The sequence below is a fragment of the Xanthomonas sp. NCPPB 4037 genome, from assembly GCF_041475695.2.
GTDB classification, from domain to species: domain Bacteria; phylum Pseudomonadota; class Gammaproteobacteria; order Xanthomonadales; family Xanthomonadaceae; genus Xanthomonas; species Xanthomonas campestris.
Map to the genome: position 1 here is coordinate 179,538 of NZ_CM191261.1, position 17,818 is coordinate 197,355.

Below are 17,818 nucleotides of genomic sequence, written 5' to 3' on the forward strand. Positions count from 1 at the left end.
TCGGGAATCGCAAGAGCGGTTGGCTGGGGCGCGGTGGAGGGTGTTGGCTATGGCGGTGGATGCCGGTTATCCGCGCAGGGCACTGGCCGGCGTCCGCCAGCTCTCGTAGGAGCGCGCTTGCGCGCGATGGGCTTTACCGGGACGCCCATCGTGCTCCTCGCGCCCACGCTGCGCCGTTACCGGTGCAATTAGGCCGGGCAAGCAGCTGCAGCTGGGCCGTAGCCACAGCTGCTAGGTGAGGCGTCTTGCCAGACGTGCGTGCCTTTGGTGACTAAACAGCCGCGGTGAGACGGCGCTAGGCGTTCGGCGTATCGGGACCGCTTCATCGCGCGCAAGCGCGCTCCTACCAGGGCGTTGTGATCGTGGCGTCTGGCTGGTGGCGGCCTGCGGGGCGTCGAGAACCGAAGGTGATGTGGTATCGAAACGCGCATGGCCTATCCGTTGGCGTTTAATGTGCCAGCGCGGCCGATGCCGCCATCCGCACAGGAACGATCTGACCAACGTCCGCTGGCCCGCTCCCGTAGGAGCGCGCTAGCGCGCGATGGGCTCTACCAGCGATGGGCCTCACCAGGAACCCCATCGCGCACGTCGCCCCAACGCTGCACCATCAAACGCTCCGCCGTCACCTGACGCCTAGCCCGGCAGCCGTACCTGGAGCTGGTAGGTGCGTCCGGCGACGATGCCGTGCACGCGCTGGTCCGGGCTGACCACGCCATCCACCAGCACTTCCAGCTGCGTGCGGCCCGGCTCGCGGGTCAGGGCCACTTCGAACTGCGCGCCGCGGAACTGCCGGGTCACCTGCGCCTGCGGCCAGTGCGAGGGCAGCTGCGGGCGCACCGCCAGTGCATCGCCGTCACCCACCAGCCCGAACAGGCCTTCGAGCACACAGCGGTACACCCAGGCCACGGTGCCGGTGTTGAACAGCTGGCTGGAACGCCCAGCGGTGCGCGGATACTGGTGCCAGGCACCGCGGTAGTAATTGGGCAGCGACACCGGCAGATGGCCGCGTTGCAGCGCGTCGGCCATGTCCGCGCCCGGCAGCATGGCGCGCAGGATCTCCCAGGCGCGGTCAGCGTCGCCGATCTGATACAGGCTGTAGAGATAGAACGCCACCGCGTGGTTGTAGACCGCACCGTTCTCCGCGGCGCCCGGCCATTTCTGGGTCAGGCGGCCCACGTCATCACGCATGTGCGTATACGCCGGCGCCAGCATCACCGGCCCGTACGGGGTGTGCAGTTGCTCGCGCACCGCGTCCAGCAGCGCCGTGCGTTGTTCGGCGTCGGCGGTCCCGGCCAGCAGCGCCCAGCTCTGCGGATTGAGATAGATGCGGCCTTCTTCATCGTCGGCGATACCGAAGCGCACGCCATCATCGGTGATGCCGCGCGCATACCAGTGGCCATCCCACAGCTCGCGGTTGGCGGCGGCGTTGACCTCCTCCACCGCCTGGCCGAACTGCGTTGCCTGCGCGCTGCGCCCGTTAGCGGCGCAGATCCCGGACCACAGCCGCAGCGCATAGGCCGTGGCCACGGTCAGCCAGCCGGACACACCCACGCCGCGCCAGCCCACCATGTTCATCGGGTCGTTCCAGTCGCCTTGCGCGATGAAGCTCAGCCCGCGGGCGTCACGCGCATCCAGTAGCCATTGCATTGCCGCGTCCAGCCGCTCGGCCACGCTGAGCGCCTGCCCGTCGTGCGTGCGCACCACCGCGTCCAACACTGCTACGTCACCGGTTTCGGCCAGATACGCATCCAGGAAGATCGGCAGCCACACGCAGTGGTCGGTATGCGGCACCTGGTTGATGTATTTGAGCTCGGCGCCTTCCACCAGCAGGATGCCGTCGGGCATCGCACCGCTGGGCTCCTGTTGCGACAACGCATGCAGCAACGCCGCGCGCGCGGTGGCCGGCTGCAGATAGGCCATGCCCATGTGGTCCTGCAGATAGTTGCGCGTCTGCGGATCGGTGGTCAGGCGATTGACGTCGCCGTGATAGAACACCTGGCGCGGCAGCCAGTGATTGACCAGGTTGTCCAGCGCCGCATCGGGCGTGGCGATCTGCACGCAGCCGCGCCCGGCCTGCAGATACTGCGCGTAGTCCTGTGCGGCAGCGGCGAAACCTTCGGCCGACAGGTACCGCGCACGCAGGGCCGCAATCTCCGCATCGTCCTTGGCCGGGCCGAACGCGAAGCGATACACCGTTGCCGCATCCGGCTCCAGGCTGAGCCGGTACTGCAGCGCGGCGGCGGGGTTTTCGTAATGCGCGTCATGGTTGCCTAACTGCTCGGCCTGCACCGCCGACGGTGCATGCAACCCGCCCTCGCCTTCGAACGCCATCTGCTGCGCGTCCCAGGCCACCGGCGGCTGCTCATGCAGCAAGAACGTGCAGTCCTTGAAATCACGCTGGCGGAAGTAGTCATCCACCTTTTGATACGGCGTCACGCTGCGGCAGACGATGCCACCGAGCTCCGGCGAGTAGCCGCCGCTCTGGTGCATCCACGACATGTAGCCGATCGGGAAATACGGATACAGGCTGAGCCGCCGCGTACGCCCGGACTGGTTGTGCACGCGGCATTCCCATAGCTCCACCGCATCGTCGGTGGGCAACGACACGCACAGCTCCACCACGATGCCGTCGTGGCGCACCCGCCAGCGCACATCGTGCTTGCCGGCGGAAAACTCGAACGCTTCCGCCGGCGCACGCACCGGCTCATGCGGCACCGAATACAGCGCGCCGGTGTCTTCGTCCTTGAGGTAGAAGAAGCGCCCGGGATGATGCGCGTAGTACGGCTGCTCGGGCATCATGAAATTGCGCGCTTCCAGCAGCGGCGCATGCGCGTACTTGGCCGGCTCCGGCTGCATGAATTGCGCGGTGGCGTAACCGCGGCAGGTGAGCTGCACCATCATGCGGCGGTTCCACAGGAAGCCGCCGGCCGTGGGCATGGCGGTGGGGCTGTAGAGCGCATAACGCATGCCATCGGCGCTGGGCGCCATCAACGTGGCGAGATCGTCGGGTGCGGGGGAGGCTGCAGACACGGTCAGGGGTGCTCCGGTTCGTCGCGCTTGCGCGCGGCCAGTTCAAGCTGGATGCGGCGTAGCAGGCCGTCGTCCAGCGGGTAAAAACGCATGGTCCAGGCAGCCAGCAAGGCCACCACGCCGGGGATCACCGTCAACAGCAGCACGATGCCCGTCAACGACGCTTGCGACTGCGCGCTGTTGGCGACATAGCCCATGCCGGCCAGCACCCAGGCGATGCCGGCCGAGGCCAGCGCGCCGCCAAGCTTTTGCGAGAACGTGGCCGCGGCAAAGGTCATCGCGGTGGCACGCCGCCCGGTGCTCCATTCGGTGTAGTCGGCGCTGTCGGCATACATCGAAAACGCCAACGGCGATTTCGGCCCCAGCGCCACGCCGATCAGCATGTTCAAGGCGAAGATCGCCCACACCATGTCGGCGGGGATGAAGAACATCAGGCAGCTGAGCAGGCCCACGATGGCCATGAGCGCAGTCATCAGCGTTCGCTTGTCCCAGTGACGCGTCAGCAGCGGCGTGATTGCCGCGCCCACCGCCAGCGACACCGAATAGCCACCCAGAAACAACCCGGTGAGCTCCGGGCGCTGCACGTAATACTTGAGGTAGTACACGCCGGCACCGCCACGCATCACGATGGTGATCATGATGATCAGCGACAACACGAACAGCACGCACCACGGGCGGTTGTGCAGCAGGTCGGCGATGTCCTGGCGGATCGGCGAGCGCTGCTGCGGCGGTGGCTGCACACGTTCGCGCGTGGTCAGCGCCACGGTGACGAACAACGCCACCGCCACCGCGCCATACAGCATCATCGTGCGTTGCCAGCCCAGCGCATCGTTGCCGCCGCCGAACCACTTGACCAGATCCATCGTGCAGTAATTGACCAGCGTGGTGCCGGCAAAGGCGGCGATGAAGCGCAGGCTGATCAGACTGGTGCGCTGGTTGCTGTCGGCGGTGATCACGCCCGACAACGCCGAGTACGGAATGCTCACCACCGTGTAGGCCAGCATCATCACCAGGAAGCTGATCGTGGCCCACCACATGCGCCCGTTCTGATCCAGCGCCGGCGTGGTGTAGGCGAGCACGCCGGTCACCGCCATCGGGACGGCGCCCCACAACAGATACGGGCGGAACTTGCCCCAGCGGCTGCGCGTGCGGTCGGCCAGCGCGCCCATCGCCGGGTCGGCGATCGCATCGGCGATCTTGGTGAGCAGGATCATCGTGCCCACGGCCGCGGCCGGTAGGTGCATGGTGTCGGTGTAGAAGATCAGCAGGAACGCGGAAATGTTGGCCCAGTACAGATTCAGGCCCAGATCGCCGGCACCGTAACCGAGTTTTTCGCGCAGGCGCAGTGGCGCCAACGGCGGAGGCGTTGCAGGCGATGACGTCATCGACAGACCTTCGGATGCGTTGAACCCGGCGGAGCGCACCGTTACGCTGCTGGACCGCTCACCTGGCAAGGAGCGCCGACGCTACACCACGCATTGGCCTGCCGCCAACGTGAAATCCGGCAACATGCCGAATCGATCCGGAGATATAACCTGACGTGATGGAGACTGCAGCAGCTGCCACGCCCGCGTCCGCTTCGCCCCTGGCCATCGTGGTGATGGGCGTTTCGGGCAGCGGCAAGACCACCATTGCGCAGGCCCTGGCCACGCACTACGGCTTCCGTTTTCTCGATGCCGACGACTATCACAGCGTGGCCGCGCGCGCGCAGATGGCATCCGGGCAACCGCTTACCGATGCGATGCGGCTGCCCTGGGTAGAGCTGCTGTCGGCCACCTTGCGCGACTGCGTGCAGAGCGGTGAATCGGTGGTGCTGGCGTTCTCCGGATTGCGCGGCACGCACCGCCAATTGCTGCGCCGCAGCGGGGTTCCGATGCGCTTTGTGTTCCTGCATGCCGCGCCGCACGTGATCGCCGCACGCCTGAGCGCACGCGCGGGCCACTTCATGCCGCCGAGCCTGCTCGACAGCCAGCTGCAAACGCTGGAACTGCCGCTGGACGAAGCCGACGTGGTGTCGGTGGACGTGGATGCCACCGTGCCGGAGGTGGTGCAGGACGCGATCGCGCAGCTGGCGCTGGAGTAACGCAAACGCGTTGCAGTGACAGTGATAGTAATAGTAATAGTGCCAGTGGGATCGATGGGTCGCATGCGTGCGAGGCGGCGTGCGATAGCGCCGCTGCAGCGTCGCCCTATTGCGGTGACTGCGCGACGTGGCAGCGCGTAGACCAGCCGCAGATCGCGCAGCTCCGTTTGCGGATGCGATAGACGTTGCTGTCGCAGAACGCGCTGCTGACGCTGCTGCGCTCGGCACGTTGCAGCAAACGGCACCATCGCGTTTGCATTCGACGACGATGCGCAGCTGGCTGCTTCCACGCCATCCAACTCAACGCGCCCTCGCATATCCGCGGGCATGCGCCAATATGTAATCGGTGCATGCACCGAACCCTCACCGTGACCCGCGCGGGCGTGCACACGCAGCGTACTGCACCGCTACAAGATCGAACGCATCGAACGCTTGAAGCGCTATGTGTTGGTGGTCTGCAAATGCCGCGATACAAGGCAGCTCACGCGTGTGCCGGGCGTCACACAGGATGCGCAACGTGGCCAGGTTACTTTCAGTAGACCGCTGTTTTACAGGGGTTTGCGTGATCGTCCGATTGAATCATTTTGTCTATCGCTGCCCGCGCAGATCGTGATGCATCATCACTATTTGTGCGAATAACGAACGCGCTGAACAGAATTTTTCCAAGCTGGTACTACCAGATACAACCAGACCCGACCGTGACATGAACACGGCGACGCCGACGGGTTGCACGGTCATCGCAATCGGCGATCTTCACCACGCAGATCCGGGGGGATTCAGCGCTTTCCTTCACCAATGGACACGCCGTGATGACCAATTCTCTTCGCCGCTTGCGGTTCCGTAGTTTGATGCTCATCCCCTGCCTGCTCGCCAGCGCAGTGGCTTTCGCCCAGTCCGGCACAACCGCCCCACCGTCGGTGTCCTCCCTGGATACCCGCGCCTTTGCAGCGTCCGGCCAGGTCTGGCGTTCCTTTGGCAGCAATCTTCCGTTTGCCAGCCCCAATAATTGGCCTACCGCCGGTGGCGGTTATTTCAACAGCCGCTTCGCGCCTGGCGAATGGAAGATCAATCGCACTACCGCCCCGACCCTCAAGCCGGCGTGGACCTTGACCACCACTGGCGACATCTCGGCGACGCCGAGCGTAGAAGGCGGCACGCTGTACGTGCCCGACTGGGGCGGCACGCTGTATAGCGTGGACACGCAGAGCGGCAAGCCGAACTGGCAGGCCAAGCTGTCCGACTACACCGGCAATGCCAACTCGGTGACGCGCAATACGCCAGCCATCAGCGGCAAGAGCATCATCGTTGGCGACCAGGCCTCCGGTACGGTGATGGCAATCGACAAGAAGACCGGCAAGTTGCTGTGGAGCAGCGTGGCCGAATCCAACCCGCAGGCACGCATCACCTCTTCGCCGGTGATCTACGGCAACCGCATCTACGTAGGTATTTCCTCGGGTGACTGGGGCAACCTGGCCGCCAACCACACCTTCAGCTTCCGCGGCAGCGTGGTGGCACTGGATCTGAACACCGGCAAGAAGGTGTGGCAGTTCTACAACGTGCCCGAGGGCTATACCGGCGCATCGGTGTGGGGCCAGGTGGCAATCGATCCGATCAGCCGCCGCCTGTATTTCGGCACCGGCAACAACTACAACATCCCCGCTAGCGTGGGCAATTGCGTCTCCAATGCGCGCTCCTACCGCGGCAGCGAACTCACCGTGCAGGATGAGTTGAACTGCATGGCGCCGGACAACTACGTCGACTCGGTGGTCGCCTTGAACCTGGACACCGGCAAGCTGGCCTGGGCCGACCGCGCGCAGGGCTACGACGCCTGGAACCTGTCCTGCATCGTGGCGCCCACCAATGGGCTGTGCCCGAACACGCAGGCCACCAACCTGACCGGGCCTGACTACGACTTCGGCGGTGCCGGCGTACAGCTGTTCACCGTCTGGCGCGACGGCAAGCCGCAGCAGTTGGTCGGCGCCGGCCAGAAGAGCGGCATTTACTGGGCCTTCGACGCCAGGACTGGCGCCAAGGTGTGGTCCACGCAGGTGGGCCCGGGCGGCACCACCGGCGGCGTCGAGTGGGGCACCGCGTTCGACCCGTACAAGTCGCAGGTCTATGTAGCCATCAACAACAGCTCCAACGCCACCTACACCCTGGGGCCAGACAACACCGTCAGCCACAACGGCGGCTCGTGGGCAGCGCTGGATGCGGCCACCGGCAAGATCAAGTGGCAGGTCAAGGTGCCCGGCGTGAACAGCGTCAACCCGAACGTGCCGGCCGGTGGCCAGGGCTCGCTCACCGTGTCGCCGAACCTGCTGTACGCCGGTTCGATGGCCGGCAACATGGTCGCCCTGGATACCGACACCGGCGCCACGTTGTGGAACTGCAACGCCACCGGTTCGGTGATCAGTTCGCCGGCAGTGGTCGATGGCGCGCTGTACTGGGGCGCGGGCTATGGCCGCTTCAACTTCGGCACCGCCGCCACCAGCAACCAGCTGATCAAGTTCGTGCCGGATAGCGGCGCGGCCAAGTAATCGGCCAGTACGTGCGCTGCGTTGAATGACGCGCAGCGACGGCAGAACGACGGCGCCACCTTCGGGTGGCGTCGTTGTGTGTGGCGCCGAGCGGCGGGCCACATCCGATGCGCATGTGCACTTGATCGGCGCCCTCATTGCTGTGCGTCCACACCGGCCTTGCTTCGAGCGCGAGCGCGCCCTACAGCCGCGTGACCTGGCACAAGCGGATCTGTCCGGCTTCCAGCCCATGTGCTTCGGCCGCGCGACGGCGCAACGCGCACACCAGTTCTGCGGCATCCAGCACGCCATCGGCAGGCACCTCCACGCTGTAGGCCAGTTGCCCCCACAGCACCGGCCGACCATCGCAATAGCCTTCGTAGTCGGCGAAGTAATGCAGCAGCTGCCGCTCAGGTGCCAACGTGGACATCGCCCTGAATCTCCGTGCAGCCCATATGTTCCAACGCGATCTCCAGCCCAAGCAAATAACTCTGCGCGCAGTAGCCACGCACGATGGCCACACGCTGGCCCAGCCCGGCGGGCAAACAACGCTCCGGCCGGTCAGTGCTGTCGTCGTGGGCTTCCACGTACGGATACGCCAGCCCGGCGAGCACGCAGTGCAGCCGCACGCTGTCCACGCAGCTGCCCGGATCGATCAGCGCGATCTCCATGCGCGCCTGCCCGGCAACGCGTAAGGCATCCAGCAACTCCTGCTCCGACCCACAGGCGCGCAGCGCCACCGTCTTGCCCGCATCCCCGGCGCAGCGCACCAACTGGGTGATCACCGCACGCGGCAATGCCTGCGGCCCACGCACCAACGGCATCGCCGCTTCCGGCCCACGCACGATCATGATCGACATGTCAGCCTCCTCAGGCAGCAACGCGCAACGGCGCGCACAAGGACGGCAGACAACGCGCCGCAATCCCCAATGACATCGCATAGGCACGCGGCGCATCGTGCGGCGTAATCACCACCGCCAGCGGCGCATGCTGCGGATGCAGCCACGGCTCCAGCTCCTGCCCGGCGTCGGCATGCAGCTCGATATACGGCGTGGGCAAGGCATCTACCGCCGCACGCAGTGCCGTCGCACACGCCCGCTCGGACAGCGGCAGATCGCCCGAGTCCAGCAGCACCAGTTCCACATCGGCATCGCCACCGGCTGCCTGCAGCCCGGCAATCAAGCTCGCAAGGTCAGCACACGCCAGCGTGCGCAGGTCACGCCCGGCACACAGCGGCAGCGGCGCCATCGGCATTGCATCGGACTGCGGGCCACGCAAAATCAGGATACACATCGTCTTCGACTCAACGCACCACAGTGCGGGAGTGCCAAAGTAGGCCTGCCGGGCATAAAGGCGCTATTTGCGCCGAGGCCACAGACCATAAAAAAGGCGTAAGCGGCCAGGTAGGTAGGCAACAGACGCGCGACGCTCAGTGTCGTAGGAACAGGCGACTACCCGTCATCACATATGCGGCGCGATGAGATCCATCGCGCCGCATATGTGGTCTGCAGAAGACAGCGTGCAGCAGGCTTCCCCCTACTTCTCCCGCCGCCAATTGATCGAGCCTTTGGTCTCCACCGTGCTGGATTCGGCTTCCACATCGAAGCCGCGGCTGAGCAGATATTTCAGCGTCAATACCGAGCCGCTGCCGACCATCGAGACGCCGTAGCCGACGTAGAGTTTGGGCGAGAGGTACTTGCCGAAGCCCACGACCGAGCCGACGGTGCTGGATTCGCTCACGCCGGCTTCGTCGAGGCCGAGCTTGGCGCCGATCTGCGAGGCGATCAGGCTGCTGCCGGCCGAGAGCGCGGCCGAGGCGGCGCTGACCTGCTGGGTTTCGTCGCTGCTGGCGGTGGACAGGCCGCGGCCGAGCACCAGGTACGACAGCGCTTCGGATTGCGACATTGCCGGCTCCGACCACACATCCGCACGCGGCGATTCGGCGCGTCCGCTGACATCGATACCGGCGGTGACATCGCCGATCTTGCGTTCGGCGCGCAGGCTCACGCGCGGGTCGGAGACGATGTTGTTGTTCCAGGTCAGCTGGCCGCGGCTGATGGTCAGATCCTGTCCATAAGCCTTGTAGCGGCCACGCACGTCCAGCCCGCCATTGGCGGTCATTTCGCGGCCCGGGCGCGCGCGGATCTGCATCTGCCCGCTTAGCCCGCCTTTCAGGCCGAAACCGCTCATGTTGACCTTGTCGCCGAGCACGATGGCCAGGTCCATATCCAGTGGCGAGGCGGGCGCGGCTTCCGGGTCCACCGGGTCCAGCACCACCACGTCCTCGGACACCGAGGTGCCGCGGTCGAGCCGTTCCAGATCGATGTCGGCCTCGGGCACGGTGACCTTGCCACGCAGTTGCATGGTGGTGTCGACGATGCCGAATTGCATGTCCGGGTTGGCGACGATGCGCAACTCGCTGGTGTTGTAGGCCAGCACGTTTTCACCGCGGATATTGAGCAGCAGCGGCGTGCTGGTGCCGAACCACGACAGCCCGCCATCGATGTTGAGCGTGCCGTCGCCGGACTTGGCCGAGGCGGTGATCTTGGCCGAGCCATCCGGCAGCGCGTCGAAGCGGCCCTTGCCCTCGCTCAGGGTCAGGCCCATCGACGGGTATTCGGCGGTGAAATCGCTCAAGGTCGCATCGCCGCCGAGCAGCGGTTTGTCGCGCGTGCCGCGCAGGCTCACGTGGCCTTCGACCAGGCCCTTGGGCCGCACCACATCGGCCACCACCAGCTCCAGCCAATACAGCCGCGACATGTTGAGATACAGCTCGCCGTTGAGCGGCGCATACGCATCCCAGCCGGTGTTGAACTTGGCATCCACAAAGCCATTGCCCTGGAAGCCCACGCCGAGCTTGCCCTGGATCTGTTGCGGGGTGAAATCGGCCTGCACGCTGAACTGGTCGTAGCGCAGCAACTCGCCACGATTGGGATTGCCGGCCACCGCCGCGTAGCGGGTCTCGCCCAGGCGCACGCCGCCTTCCGGCGAGGCGATGCGGAACGAGCCTTCCCAGGCATTGCCGCGTGGCTTGAAGCTGCCGTCCAGGGTGAGGTCACCGCGCAGATAGATCTGCCGGCCTTCCTGCTTGGGCAGCCACGGCTGCACCAGCGATAATGGCAACGCGTCGCCATGCACCACCATGCCCTCACGCGGCCAGTTGGCGCTGGCGCACAGCGCACCGCCGGTGGCTGCGCCGAGGCAGGTATCCGACAGGGTGAATGCAGCGCCCTCGGTGCTGAACTGCGCCGGCTGGCGCAGCGCCCAGGCATCGCCCTTCGCCGGCACGATGCGCAGCGTGCTCACCTGCCCCTGCCAGCGCGCGCCGTTGCGGCGCACATCGCCCTGCAGCGCGACGCTGGCCATGCTGTTGGCGATGTCCGCATCCAGCCGCAGCGCTTCCACCGCACCGCGTGCCTGCACGCGCACGCTATCCAGCACCACGCCCGCTTCGATGGCGGTGCCCTGCAAGGCCAGCTGCCCGTCGCTGCCGCTCCATGGCAGGCGCCCGCGCAGGCTCACGCTCTGCGCGCTGTAGTCGTTCCAGCGCAGGCCGGTGCCGGCCAGGTCGGCGGTGACAGTCGGCGCATCGCGGCGGCCGTTGACCTGCAGCTGCCCACGCACGGTGCCGGTGGCGCCGGGCAACAGGTCGTCCAGCTGCAGCGGCTGCAATTGCGCGGCGATGTCGAGCTGGTCGCCCACGGTGCCCTTGGCGTCGATGCGGCTACTGCCCAGTGCCAGTTGCAGTTGCCCTTCGCCCTGCGTGCCGCGCAAGGCGAACTTGCCATTGGCCGACAGCGCGCGTTGGCGCAACTGGCCGCTCAGGGTCGGGATGTCGGCGGTGGCCTCGTAGCCCGGCGAGACGCCCCCGGCCGGTGCTGGCAACTGGCGGCCCTTGGAGGCGACCTGGCCGGACAGATTGCCGTTCCAGCCCGGCACGAAATAGCCCGGGTCGAACTTGGCCAGCTGCGCGGTGAGGTCCCACTGCAGTGCGGGCGCCCAGGCCACTTCACCGGTGAGATCCAGCGAGCCGCCCGGGGTCTTGGCCTGCACCTGCTTGAGCTGGGCACGCTCGTCGTTGCCGCGGCTGTCGAACACCAGTTCGGCCTGCTGGCCATCGCGCTGCACGGTGGCCCGCCCGATGGCGGCCCAGGCCTTGAGCGTCCCGGCCAGGCCCAGGCGTGCGTCGGTGAGTTCCACCGGCACCGCCGGCGCGTCCGGGGTGGCGGGGTCTGCTGCAGGCGTGAAGCGCAGGCCGCTGGCATTGACCGAAAACCGGAAGCTGGCGTTGTCGGGGTCGCGGAAATCGGCGCTGCCACGCAGCTGGGTGCGGCCTTCGAACGCATCGATGATCAGCGGTTCCACCGTGAGCACCTGGTCTTGCAGGCTCACGTGCGAGGGCTGCAAGGTGGCGCTCAACTCGCCTTGTTTGACGCTGCCACGCAAGTCGGCCTTGCCGCCCTTGCCCGAGGCCTGCAGGTCCAGCGCGATCGGCGTGGCCGGCGGGGTCTCCTGCCCGGCGGGCGCCGGTATCAGCAGTGAGGTATCCAGAGCTTCGGTCACCGCCTTGAAGGCCCAGGTCGGGTCGTCGCGGCCGGTGAACACCAGGCTGGCACGCAGCGGCGCCGGCGCGCGCCCGGCGATCGCCACTTCCATCTTGTCCAGGTCACCGCGTGCCACCAAGCCCAGGCTGGCCGGCGTGCGCCCACGTGCGGCCGGCAACACCGCGGTGGCGGTGAGGTCGGCGCGGTAATCGTCGCTGGGCACGTAATCGCCGTTGAGGCGGAAGTCGCCCATGTCGGTATCGACCACCAGATTGCGGGTGCGCAATTCGCCGGTGGCCACTTCCAGGCCGCCCTGCACGCGGTGCAGGGTGATCATTGGCTGTTGCAGCTGGGTGATACGCAGGTTATCCACGCCGATGTGGTCGGCCTGGATCGCCAACGGCACATTGATCTGCGGCAGCGACTCCGGCCAGCTCGGCAGGGTGAAAGGCTCGTCGCTCTTGCCCAGGTTCAACGTGGCATTACTCACCTGCACCGCGTCCAGTTGCAGCTTGCGGCCCAGCAGCGGGCGCAGGTCGGGTTCCAGGTACACGCGCTCGGCGGTGAAGTGGATGTCCTGATACCTGAAGTCGACATTGCGCAGGGTCAGCGGGCCGGCCACCGGGCCTTCGACGCTGCCATAGGTGAAGCTGGCACCCACCGGCAGGCGCGCGGTGACCTGGGCCAGCAACACATCGCGCCCTGCCACGGTCTGCAGCAACCAGTACAACGCAATCAATGCCAGCAGGCCCAGGCCGAGCACGGTCAGGCCGGAGCCCACCCAGAACCGGCGGCGCCGGTAGAAGCGCGGGCGCGGCGCGGGGCTGGTGGGGGGCGTTGGTGTACTCACAGGTTCGCCCCGATGTCGATGTAGAGCTGGAACTGCGAATCGGGGTCGTTCAAGCCGTGCGCAATATCCACCCGCACCGGCCCCACCGGCGAGCGCCAACGCAGGCCGAAGCCAATACCGGTGCGCCAGTCCGGGGTGTCATCGAAGGCACTGCCGCTATCGACGAACACCGCACCGCCCCACGGCCCGCCCTTGAGGTAATGCTCGTATTCGGCGCTGGCGGTGACCACGTTCTTGGCACCCAGCGCGAATTCGTCCGGCTTGGGCGTGCGCGGGCCCACTTCGCGGAATGCATAGCCGCGGATGCTGTTGGGGCCACCGGCAAAGAACCGCAGGCTCGGCGGCATTGCCACCAGATCGCTGGTCCAGGTGGTGCCACCTTCGCCACGCAGGATCACCCGCCCATTGTCGCCGGCGCCCAGGAACCACCGTAGCTGGCCGTAGAGCTGACCGAAATTGGTGTCCGAGCCGGCGCCCTCGGCGCCGCCGCGGATGAACATCTGCCCGGACACGCCGCTGCGTGGAAACAGCCGGTCATCGACGTTGACGTAGTTGGCCTGCAGCTGCGGATAGATCAGCGTGGAGGTCTCGTACACGGCATCGGTGAAATCGCTGCCGCTGCTGAAACGCCAACGCTCGCGCAAGGCGTTGATCGAGGCGATCGCACTCCAGCGCTCGTTGATCTGGCCACTGCGGCTGCCGGTGAGTTTGACGTTGCGCAGGTCGATGTATTCGGTCTGCTCGTCGTACAGGCGCGCCGAGGCGGTGTACCAGCCATCCAGCCAGCGGAACGCCGGCACCCGGTAGCTGGTGGTCAGGCTCTTGCGGTTCTGCGCGTAGTCCAGCTGCGTGTCCATCTTGTGGCCGCGCGAATTGACATAGCGCCGCTCCACGCCTCCGCGCACACCGGCGCCGCTCTCGCTGCCATAGCTCAGACCGGAGGTGTACACGGTGCGCTTGGCACGGGTGAGTTTGACGTCCACCGGCACCCGGCCCTGGTCATCGGCTTCCTCCGGCTTGGGCTGGATGTCGATGGTGCTGAAGTAATCGAGCTTGGTCAGCGACTCGCGCAGCCGATCCAGCTTGCCTTCGTGGTAGTAGCTGCCCTCGTCCCAATACACCAGCGGCTCGAACAGCCCCGGGCGGAAATAATCGTAGTCAAAGCGCACGGTGCCCATGTCGTAGCGGCGGCCGCTGTCCCAGTTCAGATCGATGTCGGCGGCATGCTCGGCACGCGTCACCGCCACCCGGCGCTGGGTGAAGTCGGCATCGAAGTAGCCGCGCTCGGCCAGGCGGCGGGTGATGCGCACCTTGCTGGCTTCGTACTGCGGATGGCTGAAGACCTGCCCTTCGCGCGGCTCGAATTGCTTGAGGTCCTGGCCCAGGTAGCGGTCTTGCTCGGCCCAGCCGGTGATCGAAATATGCGACTGCCGCACCCGCACCGGCTCGCCACGGTTCACGGTGATCACCACGGTCAGGCGCTCGCCGTCGCGCGGCGCGGCAATGTCGATGGTGGGCGAGTAATAACCAAACGGCTCCAGTGCCTCGCGCGTCTGCCGCTCCGCCTGCGCCAGCAGGTACTCCAGCCGCGACTCACCCTGCTCCTTGCCGACGGCCTCATACAAAGACAAGGACACCTCGATGTTCTCGATCATCTCGGCGTCGTCGTCGCCGTCCAACCCCTTGATCTCGATCTTGTCGATGGTTCCGCGGGCAGCCGCTTGCAGCGGAATCAGCAGAGTGCACAGCAGGGAAAGAGCAAACGCGACTTTAAGCATCGGCAAAGGATACCCAGCCTATGCGTGAAGGGACAAAAAATCTGAAGAAACATGCCTATACGGTACCGGACTGAACTGGGTACAGTCGGTACGCGTTAACGTTTTGTTGACACCCATTGCGCGCGGCCCCCCCGATTGCCGCACGCCCGTTAGACCTTTGGAGAGAGAGAGGTTCGTTACATGAAGCGTCATTTGCTGGTTACCGCCGTCTGCACCGCCCTGACCATGCCATCGCTCGCAATGGCGCAGGCACAAGGCGAAGTGACTCAACTGGACAAGGTGACGGTGACAGGGTCATTGATCCCCCGTTCCCAGGTCGAGACCGCAACCCCGGTGTTTTCGATCACCGCCCAGGACATCCAGCGGCGCGGCTTCAAGGACGTCTACGACGTGCTGCGCTCGCAGCCGATGGCGACCGGCGCGGTCCAGGATGGCCAGTTCAGCAATGGCTTCACCGCGGGTGCCAAGTCGCTGAGCCTGCTAGGGCTCGATCCAGGCTTCACCCTGGTGCTGATCGATGGCCGGCCGATGGCCGACTACCCGTTGCTCTACAACGGCCAGAGCAACTTCGTCGATCTGGCCAGCGTGCCGGTGGGCATGGTCGAGCGCATCGACGTGGCGCCCGGTAACCAGTCCTCGATCTACGGCTCCAGCGCGATTGCCGGTGTGGTCAACATCATCCTGAAAAAGCGCATGGACGGCGTGCAGATGAATTACCGCATGGGCACCTACGACGGCGGTGGCGGCAACAACCAGCGTTTTCAGCTCACCGGCGGCAACGAGATCGGCGGCGCCAACATCGTGTGGGGCCTGCAGCTCAACAATCAGGATCCGATCTACGGCTATCAGCGCCGCGATTTCGATTCCACCAACGACAATCCGGACCCGACGCTGCGCTATGGTTCGCGTATTGCCTTGCATAACCTGCCAACTACCTATATCGATCCCGGTGCCGAAAATTGCGCTGCATTGGGACCGCTGTTCAATGGTTCGGTGCAGTACGACAATCGCGCCAACCGCGGCAACTTCTGTAGCAGCCGCGCAGTGCCAGGGTACGCCAGCATCCTCAACAAGGAACGTAGCGCCAGCGGCTATGCCAACCTGAGTTATGCGTTCAACGACAATGCCGAGCTCTATTCCACCTTGCTGCTCAATCGCACCAAGGTGGAAGTCAACGGTGGCTCGCGCTTCTGGCAGACCTCGTCAGACACCGGTGGCTTTTTCTACAACCAGAACAGCCAGCAGCTCGAAAGCTATCAACGTATTTTTGCGCCTGAAGAAACCGGCAATCAGAATTTCAACAACGACCGCCAGACTGCCGACTCCTACAACATCGCACTCGGCCTGAAAGGCGGCCTGGGTGCCAGCAACTGGACCTACGATGCGTACTACGCACGCTCGGAATATCGCATCGAAAGCCGTCAGCAGTGGCCGCTGGCCGACCGCATCGAGGATTTCTTCCGCGAACAGTTCCTTGGCGCTCCGCAGGGCGAGTACTACGGCTACCCGATCTATTCGCCCAACGATGCCAACTTCTATCGCGCGTTGACGCCGGCGCAGTACCGCAGCTTCAACGACGAAATCCGCACCAAGTCCAGGACCTGGACCCAGAACGTCAACCTGCAGCTGACCAACACCGAGTTGTTCAACATGCCGGCCGGTGCGGTCGGCATTGCCGGTGTGTTGCAGGCCGGTAATCAGTACTGGACCAACCCGACCGACCAACGCGTGATCGCCGGCGACTTCTACCAGCTGACCGGCACCCAGGGCAGCGGCAAGCGCGAGAACTGGGCAGCGGCCTTCGAAATGCGGGTGCCGATCCTGAGCACCCTCACGGCCAACCTGTCCGGCCGCTACGACGACTACAAGAACCAGGGCGGCGGCGGTGATTCCAAGTTCACCTACAAGGCTGCGCTGGAGTTCCGCCCGATCGATTCGCTGCTGTTCCGCGGCAACTACGCCACCGCGTTCAAGGCACCGGACATGGCGTTCTCGTTCGCTGGCGACAGCGGCTTCTTCCAGGGCGTCAATGACTACTACCGCTGCGCGGTTGAAGAACCCGGTGTGCCGATTTCCGACTGCACCTATGCCGGCACCAGCATCCAGGGCCGTCGATCCGGCAATGCGGATCTGAAGTCGATCACCGCAAAATCCTGGGGCGCCGGCGTGGTGTGGTCGCCGAGCGCACGCTTCAGCGTCAATGCCGATTACTACAACATCAAGATCGATGACAAGGTCAGCGACCTGAGCACCGATGCATTACTGCAGAACGAATCGGCCTGCCGGCTCGGTGCCCTGGACATCAACTCACCGACCTGCGTGGATGCGCTGTCGCGCATCGATCGCACGGCCGCTGATGCGCCGGTACCGAATCGCCTGAGCAACATCCGCATCAACCCGGTCAATATTTCCAACGAGGAAATCTCCGGCGTGCTGACCAAGGCGACCTACAACCTGGCCACAGAATCCTGGGGCCTGTTTGTGTTCGACGCGCAATACAACCTGACGCTCAAGCACGAAAGCCAGCAGTTCCCGCAAGACCCGGTGCGCGACCTGCTGAGCGAGCCGTTCTTCTCTTCCGAGTTCCGCAGCATCACCAATGCCTCGATCACCTGGCAGAAAGATGCGTGGACCACCACCTTGTTCGGCCAGCGCTACGGCCGTACGCCCAACTTCACCGCGGGCCAGAGCACCGATGGCTATGCGGTGGAAGGCGCACGCAAGGTCGGCGCCTGGACCACGCTCAATGCAACACTGGACTATGCGATCAACGACGACATCTCGCTGACGGCCACCGTCAACAATCTGGCCGACACCCGCCCACCGCGTGATCGTACCTACACCGACTACCCGTACTACAACATCTTCAACTACACCGGCTATGGCCGTTCCTACATGCTGGAATTGAACTGGCGTTTCGGCGCGCACTGACGTTACCGTCAGGCCGTCTTCGACCAACGGCAGCCACTGGCTGCCGTTGGTGTTTCAGGGAGTGGCTGGTGCAGCCGTGTTTGTCC

At 65.3% G+C, this 17,818-nt stretch carries 10 protein-coding genes; 3 read left to right on the top strand and 7 right to left on the bottom strand.

The genetic code is table 11. The features are described from left to right. Positions 1-633: 633 nt before the first annotated feature. Together ACCQ01_RS00805 and ACCQ01_RS00810 are read right to left on the bottom strand one after the other, a co-directional pair. Positions 634-2,988, bottom strand: coding sequence for a GH36-type glycosyl hydrolase domain-containing protein (locus ACCQ01_RS00805; protein ID WP_228433320.1), 2,355 nt, complete (start codon positions 2,986-2,988; stop codon positions 634-636). A gap of 44 nt (positions 2,989-3,032) precedes the next feature. Continuing rightward, the gene (locus ACCQ01_RS00810) at positions 3,033-4,415 is read right to left on the bottom strand and encodes an MFS transporter (RefSeq protein ID WP_116891258.1); all 1,383 of its coding nucleotides are present in this window, start codon (positions 4,413-4,415) and stop codon (positions 3,033-3,035) included. A 158-nt stretch (positions 4,416-4,573) separates the two neighbouring features. Between ACCQ01_RS00810 and ACCQ01_RS00815 the strand changes: the two genes are divergently transcribed. Beyond that, positions 4,574-5,113 carry a gluconokinase gene (locus ACCQ01_RS00815; RefSeq protein WP_012439617.1) on the top strand — a complete coding sequence of 180 codons (540 nt, stop codon included), beginning with the start codon at positions 4,574-4,576 and terminating at the stop codon, positions 5,111-5,113. Positions 5,114-5,922: 809 nt separating this feature from the next. Continuing rightward, positions 5,923-7,650, top strand: coding sequence for an outer membrane protein assembly factor BamB family protein (locus ACCQ01_RS00820; protein ID WP_228433246.1), 1,728 nt, complete (start codon positions 5,923-5,925; stop codon positions 7,648-7,650). 181 nt (positions 7,651-7,831) lie between these two features. Here ACCQ01_RS00820 and ACCQ01_RS00825 read toward each other — a convergent pair whose 3' ends face one another. The 5 genes from ACCQ01_RS00825 to ACCQ01_RS00845 all read right to left on the bottom strand — a co-directional run bounded on the left by ACCQ01_RS00825 (position 7,832) and on the right by ACCQ01_RS00845 (position 14,801). Continuing rightward, on the bottom strand, positions 7,832-8,059 hold the full coding sequence (locus ACCQ01_RS00825) for a hypothetical protein (protein WP_014506079.1): 228 nt from the start codon (positions 8,057-8,059) through the stop codon (positions 7,832-7,834). Continuing rightward, positions 8,040-8,489: a 3-dehydroquinate dehydratase gene (locus ACCQ01_RS00830; protein WP_228433245.1), complete on the bottom strand. Its 450-nt coding sequence runs from the start codon at positions 8,487-8,489 to the stop codon at positions 8,040-8,042. The genes ACCQ01_RS00825 and ACCQ01_RS00830 overlap by 20 nt, the downstream gene beginning before the upstream one ends. Positions 8,490-8,499: 10 nt before the next feature. Then, on the bottom strand, positions 8,500-8,922 hold the full coding sequence (locus tag ACCQ01_RS00835) for a hypothetical protein (protein WP_228433244.1): 423 nt from the start codon (positions 8,920-8,922) through the stop codon (positions 8,500-8,502). Between the two features lie 243 nt (positions 8,923-9,165). After that, on the bottom strand, positions 9,166-13,023 hold the full coding sequence (locus ACCQ01_RS00840; protein WP_228433243.1) for a translocation/assembly module TamB domain-containing protein: 3,858 nt from the start codon (positions 13,021-13,023) through the stop codon (positions 9,166-9,168). Further along, positions 13,020-14,801, bottom strand: a complete 1,782-nt coding sequence (locus ACCQ01_RS00845; RefSeq protein ID WP_042595862.1) for an autotransporter assembly complex protein TamA — start codon at positions 14,799-14,801, stop codon at positions 13,020-13,022. Before ACCQ01_RS00845 ends, ACCQ01_RS00840 begins: the two co-directional genes overlap by 4 nt. Before the next feature lie 240 nt (positions 14,802-15,041). Here ACCQ01_RS00845 and ACCQ01_RS00850 point away from each other — a divergent pair, with 240 nt between their 5' ends. Next, positions 15,042-17,732 (top strand): TonB-dependent receptor plug domain-containing protein, encoded by a 2,691-nt coding sequence (locus tag ACCQ01_RS00850; RefSeq protein ID WP_228433318.1) that lies wholly within the window; start codon positions 15,042-15,044, stop codon positions 17,730-17,732. Positions 17,733-17,818: the final 86 nt, after the last annotated feature.